A 5,620-nucleotide genomic window follows, 5' to 3' on the forward strand; every position below is an offset into this window, starting at 1 on the left:
GCGTAGTCGACGCCGGGGCCGCCGGTGGGCTTTCGGATCTCCTCGACCGGATCGCTGCGTGAGGCGTCGATTACCGAGGTGGCGCCGAGCTCGGCCGCCATCTTCAGCTTTGCTGGCTCGACGTCGACTGCGATCACCTGCTTGCAGGCGAACAGCTTACAGGCCATCAGCGCCGCAAGCCCGATACCGCCGAGACCGAAGATCGCCAATGTCGCGCCCGGCTGCGGCTTGGCGATGTTGATAACGATGCCGGAGCCGACCGGCAGCGCGCAGCCGAACAGCACCGCGACATCCATCGGCAGCCCGGCTGGCAGCAGCGTGACGCGGTTTTCTGCGACAACGGCATATTCGTTGAATGTCGTCACCGCGCCGGCGTTGATGACCCGTTCCCCGCTGGCGTAGCGCACGCCCTGGGTGTCGGCGCCCTGCCCCTTGATCCAGCCGAGAATGACACGGTCGCCACGCTTGACCTTGGTGACGCCCGCGCCGGTCTCGACGACAACGCCTGAGCCTTCGTGGCCGAGCATATGCGGCAGATAGCGATCCGGCCCACGTCCGCCGCGCGCTTCCATCACCTGGCTGTGGCAGACACCGGAGTAAGCCAGCTTGACGAGCACCTGCCCCGCCGCGAGCGGCGGCGCCTGCACGGTTTCAACGGTCAGCGGCCGGTTCAGCTCAGTCAGCACCGCCGCACAGAAGCTCACGGACATGACGGCCTCCGCGTGTTCGAGTCCTGCCCTCTGCTCGTCATTGCGAGCGAAGCGAAGCAATCCAGGAGCCCCGTGCACTGGGCCCCTGGATTGCTTCGTCGGCTTCGCCTCCTCGCAATGACAGTGTCAGGTTGTGCCATCATCGCGCCCTCAAAACGGTCCTGAGAACCAAGTGCCCGGCACGTCGTGCGGGAAGGTGCGCTGGGCGACCAGAGAGGCGGTTTCCACCTCGCGGCCGAGCATCCGGCCGACGGCATCGGCGATGTGTTCGGCGCGGACGTGATAATTCTTCGTCAGCGCAGGGCTGGTGGCTTCCGGCACGTCGGGCGCGGCGAGGCGCTGCGGCGCGCTCTTCAGGCTGGCGAAGTGATCGGTGGCGATCCGCGCCACGATCTCGCCGGCGACGCCGCCGGTCAGATGCCCACTGTCGAGCGCAAGCAGCCGCCCGGTCTTCTGCACCGAGGTGATCACCGTCGGCCAGTCCAGCGGACGAATGCTGCGCAGGTCGATCAGATCGCAAGCGACGCCTTGCGCGGCGAGATGATCGACGGCGTGCAGCGCCTCCACCGTCATGTAGCTCATTGCCACGATAGTCACAGCGTCGCCGCTTCGGACCACGCGCGCCTTGCCCAAAGGCTCGCGGACATCGCCGGCCGGGACCTCGCCCTTCATATTGTGCAGCCAACGATGCTCCAGGAAGATCACCGGATCGTCGTCGAAGATCGCACCGAGCAGCAGCGTCTTGGCGTCCTCGGCGGTGGTCGGCATCACCACCTTCAGGCCGGGAATATGCGCGAACCAGGATTGCAGGCTCTGCGAATGGGTCGGCCCCTGGCCCCAGCCGCGGCCGATGATCATCCGGATGGTGATCGGCACGCCGCGCTTGCCGCCGAACATGAAGCGCCATTTGGCGGCATTGTTGACGAGCTGATCGAGCGACAGCAGCGCGAAGTCGAGCCGCTGATGCGTCATCACCGGCCGCATGCCGTTCAGCGCCGCGCCGATCGCAAAACCGGTCATCGCCGCTTCCGACGTCGGCATATCGAACACGCGATCCGGGCCGAACTGCTTATGCAGATCGAGCGTGGTGCCGAACACGCCCTTGGGATCATCCGTACCGAGACCGAAGCAGATCACGTCGTCATCGGCCGCAAGCGCTGTGGCGAGCCCATCCCTGATGGCGGCGGCGAAGCTGGTTGCCATTCCGCCCTCCCTTAGCCTGCTGCCGACGCATAGACGTCGGTGAAGGCGTCTTCGGGCGGCGGGAACGGCGAGCTTTCTGCGAAGGCAAACGCCTCCTCGATCTCGGCATCGATTTCGGCCTGCATCTCGGCCACGTCGGCGTCGGTCACGATGGCTTCGGAGATCAGCGCGCGCTGCAGCGCCAGCACCGGATCGCGCAGCTTCCACGCCTCGTATTCAGCCACCGAGCGATAACCGAGGTCGTTGTCGTACATCGGGCCGCAATGCTCGCGCCAGCGATAGGTCTCGAACTCGTAGAACCGTGGCCCCTCGCCGGCCCGGATCGCCGACACGCCTTCGCTGAGCGCCGCATACACCGCGCGCGCATCATTGCCATCGCCGTGATGCGTCTCAAGGCCAAAGCCGGCGACCAGCTCATACAGCTTGCGGCCGGGCGGCTGCCGCACCGACAGCGGCGAATACACCGAGTAGCCATTGTTCTCGCACAGGAACAGCACGGGGAGCTGTTTCACTACCGCGAAGTTCACCGACTCGAAGAACACGCCGGTCTCCGGCACCGCGTCGCCAAGGAACACACAGGAAATCTGACCGGTGTTGTTCAGCTTCATCGGATAGGACAGCCCGACGCCGACCGGCACCGTGCCGCCGACGATTGCGGTCGAGCCCATGAAGCCGACGCTCTCGTCGACCAGATGCATCGAGCCGCCCTTGCCGCGGGCGCAGCCGGTGACCTTGCCGTAGATCTCGGCGATCATCGCCTTCAGGTTGCCGCCCTTAGCGAGATAATGCGCGTGGGCGCGATGGCCGCTCACCGCGAGATCGGTCGGCCTCAGCGCCGCGCCCGCCGCCGCGGCAACCGCCTCCTGCCCCACCGACAGATGTGTCGGGCAGCGCATCTTCTGCTCGCCGTAACGCGCCGCGATGGTCTCCTCCACGCTGCGGATCCGCAGCATGTCGAACAGCAGGCGGCGCGAGGTCTCGGGATTCATGGGATGAACCAGTAGTAATCGCCGGTGTAGCCGATCTCGGCGAAGAATGCCTTCCACTCGTCGACATGCATGATGGTCTGCGCGGTCAGGTTCCACGCCATCATCCGGCGTTTCTCTTCGTCGTCGCGATAGGCATCGACGGTGATGAACGCGCCCTTCCGCGCCACCCGCTCGATCTCGCGCAGCGCGGCGGCGCAGTCGTCACGAACGAGGTTGTGCACGGTGTTGATCGAGATCACCACGTCGAACGACTTGTCGGCGAACGGCAGCTTCGTCGCGCTGGCGACGCTGACATGCGGCTTCATATCGTCGATGGCGTGCTCGATCGCGTAATCCGAGACGTCGACGCCCTTCACGGTGATGCCGGGGATCAGCTCAGCCATATCGTGCAGCATGAAGCCCTTGGCGCAGCCGACATCGAGCACTGAAGACGACGCCGACAGGCCGAAGTGCTGCTGGAAGGTCGGGATCACCGGCTGCCAGAACCGCGACATGTAGTTGAAGCCGCCGTAGCCGTGGCGGCGGTCGCCATCGAAAAACTCCTTGCCGAAGCGCCGCGCAATCGCGCGATCCTCTTCCGATTTGGTCTGGCCGCGCTCGTCGACATTGCGCTTGGTGCGCGGATAGTTGACGAGCAGATCGATTTCCTGACCCATTGCGGCCCTCAAGGCTTGTGCGCGTAGTCGAACGGCTGGCTCTTCAGTTCCTCGAACCAGCGATCGATCCAGGCGATCGTCTGTTCGATGCCCTGCTCCAGCGTGATCTGGTCGGTCCAGCCGAGCTCGCTGCGCAGCTTGCTGCTGTCGAGCTTGTAGGCGGCGTCCTTGCCGAGCCGCTCGCCGACGATCTCGACCTGTTCCTCGAACCGCGCCCCCATCATCGCGCAGATCATTTCGACCAGCGCGCGGATGGTGACGATGCGGTCCGTGGAGATGTGATAGCTGTCACCGAGCTTGCCGTTGCAGGCGATCCGGCGGGTCGCATCCGCCACATCGGCGGCGTGGATGAACGAGCGCTCCGAAGTGCCGCCACCGTGCAACTGCAACTTACGGCCGAGTTTGATGAACAGGATGGTGCGCGGCACGATCCGGTACAGGCGCTGCCCCGGCCCATAGACATTGGCCGCGCGGGTGAACAGCACCGGAAAGCCGTAGGCGCGGAAATACGAGCGCAAGCTCATGTCGCCGGCCGCACGCGACACCGCATAGGGCGTCGACGGATCGAACACCGCGTCCTCGGTCAGCGTGCCGGTGGCGTTACCGTACACTTCCGGCGTCGTGACGTGGACGTAGCGCTCGAGAAAGTCGCAAGTCCGCAGGCGCTCGTGCAGCCGCACCGTCGACACCACATTGGTCATGAACCAATGGTCCGGGTTGGCCCAGCTCTCGCCGACCATGCTTTGGGCTGCAAAATTGATGATGCAGGGAAACCGCTCGGCGGTCACCAGCTGCATGATCGCATCGAGATCGTGGTTGAGGTCGAGCTTGCGAAAGCGGAAGCGATCGGCCTTCTTCCAACGATACGGCAGAAACGCAGGATGCGGCTCGTCGGAGCGGCTGATGCCGACGACGTCGGCGCCCTGGTCGAGCAAATAGCCGACCATCGAGGCGCCGGTGAACGAGTTCGAACCGATCACCAGATATTTGTCGAAGCCCGCGCGGGCCATCGCACACGGCGCGGACGCGGGAACGATTCCGGTCACGCTTGCAGGCTCCGCTGCATCCAGCGCAGGTTGTAGTGACGATCCTCGTTCTTCAATTCGCCACGCTGGAACTTGACGATGATCTCGCGGATCGCGTCGTTCACCGTCTTCTTCGGCTTGAATCCGGTCGCCAGCAGCTTGTCGGAGTTGATCCGGTAGGACCGAGGATCGTTCGAGGCTGTGACGGTGATCTTGGTCGGCACCTGCGCGTCGACCATCTTGGCGATATCTAGGATCGAGATGTTCTCGAAGCCGGCATTGTAGATGCCGCGCAGCTCGGGCCGATCGAGCAGCATCAGATACAGATCGGTGATGTCGTCGATGTGGATGTTGGGGCGAACCTGATTGCCGCCGAACACGGTGATCTCGCCGTTGGTCAGCGCCTGCATAGTCAGCATGTTGACCGAGACGTCGAGCCGCATCCGCGGCGACGGCCCGCACACCGTTGCCGGGCGCACGATCTGCACCGCCATGTCGCCGGCGTAGCTCAGCATCACCCGCTCGGCCACCATCTTGGTTTTGTTGTATTCGGAGATCGGCTCCAGCGTCAGGTCCTCGGTGACCTGTTCTTCGTCCTTGATGCCGTAGACGCTGCCCGAAGACGCATAGACGAAGCGCTGGATGCCGGCGCGCGCGGCACGGTCGGCGAGCTGCATGGTGGCAAGCGCGCTGATCTCCCAGGTCAGCTTCGGATCGAGATCGCCGCACGGATCGTTGGCGACCGAGGCCAGATGTACGATCGCGTCGATCCCAGCGAGGTCGATCGAGCTGGTATCGCGGACGTCGCCGCGCACCACAGTGAGCGCTGGATGCGGCGGCAGATCGTTGCCGAACCACATGATGTCGAACGCCACCACCTCGTCGCCGCGCGCCAGCAGTTTGGGCACCAGTGTGGTTCCGACGTAGCCGCAGGCGCCGGTCACCAGGATCTTCATCGTGTCATTCCTACTGATAAGCCAGTCCCACGGCGCGCCAGAGCACGGCGCCGACGAATCACTGCAAGTCTGAATGCAAGA

At 64.5% G+C, this 5,620-nt stretch carries 6 protein-coding genes; all 6 read right to left on the reverse strand.

The annotated features are described in order from the left end of the window. Positions 1-710 (reverse strand): alcohol dehydrogenase catalytic domain-containing protein (locus DYI24_RS20045; protein WP_164573561.1); only part of this gene is annotated, 710 nt, incomplete at its 3' end. Positions 711-860: 150 nt separating this feature from the next. Beyond that, the gene (locus tag DYI24_RS20050; protein ID WP_164573562.1) at positions 861-1,913 is read right to left on the reverse strand and encodes an alpha-ketoacid dehydrogenase subunit beta; all 1,053 of its coding nucleotides are present in this window, start codon (positions 1,911-1,913) and stop codon (positions 861-863) included. 11 nt (positions 1,914-1,924) lie between these two features. Beyond that, entirely contained in the window at positions 1,925-2,902 is a 978-nt protein-coding gene (locus DYI24_RS20055) for a thiamine pyrophosphate-dependent dehydrogenase E1 component subunit alpha (protein WP_164573563.1), read from the reverse strand. Then, entirely contained in the window at positions 2,899-3,558 is a 660-nt protein-coding gene (locus tag DYI24_RS20060) for a class I SAM-dependent methyltransferase (RefSeq protein WP_164573564.1), read from the reverse strand. Before DYI24_RS20060 ends, DYI24_RS20055 begins: the two co-directional genes overlap by 4 nt. An 8-nt stretch (positions 3,559-3,566) precedes the next feature. Next, positions 3,567-4,604, reverse strand: a complete 1,038-nt coding sequence (locus tag DYI24_RS20065; RefSeq protein ID WP_164573565.1) for a GDP-mannose 4,6-dehydratase — start codon at positions 4,602-4,604, stop codon at positions 3,567-3,569. Then, entirely contained in the window at positions 4,601-5,539 is a 939-nt protein-coding gene (locus DYI24_RS20070; protein WP_164573566.1) for an NAD-dependent epimerase/dehydratase family protein, read from the reverse strand. Before DYI24_RS20070 ends, DYI24_RS20065 begins: the two co-directional genes overlap by 4 nt. Positions 5,540-5,620: the final 81 nt, after the last annotated feature.

Origin of the sequence: Rhodopseudomonas sp. BR0C11 (assembly GCF_010820945.1) — a bacterium.
GTDB classification, from domain to species: Bacteria; Pseudomonadota; Alphaproteobacteria; order Rhizobiales; family Xanthobacteraceae; genus Rhodopseudomonas; species Rhodopseudomonas palustris_H.

Coding starts and splice junctions, on each gene's coding strand:
- DYI24_RS20050 (WP_164573562.1), bottom strand. CDS start 1,913: ATGGCAACCAGCTTCGCCGCCGCCATCAGGGATGGGCTCGCCACAGCG.
- DYI24_RS20055 (WP_164573563.1), bottom strand. CDS start 2,902: ATGAATCCCGAGACCTCGCGCCGCCTGCTGTTCGACATGCTGCGGATC.
- DYI24_RS20060 (WP_164573564.1), bottom strand. CDS start 3,558: ATGGGTCAGGAAATCGATCTGCTCGTCAACTATCCGCGCACCAAGCGC.
- DYI24_RS20070 (WP_164573566.1), bottom strand. CDS start 5,539: ATGAAGATCCTGGTGACCGGCGCCTGCGGCTACGTCGGAACCACACTG.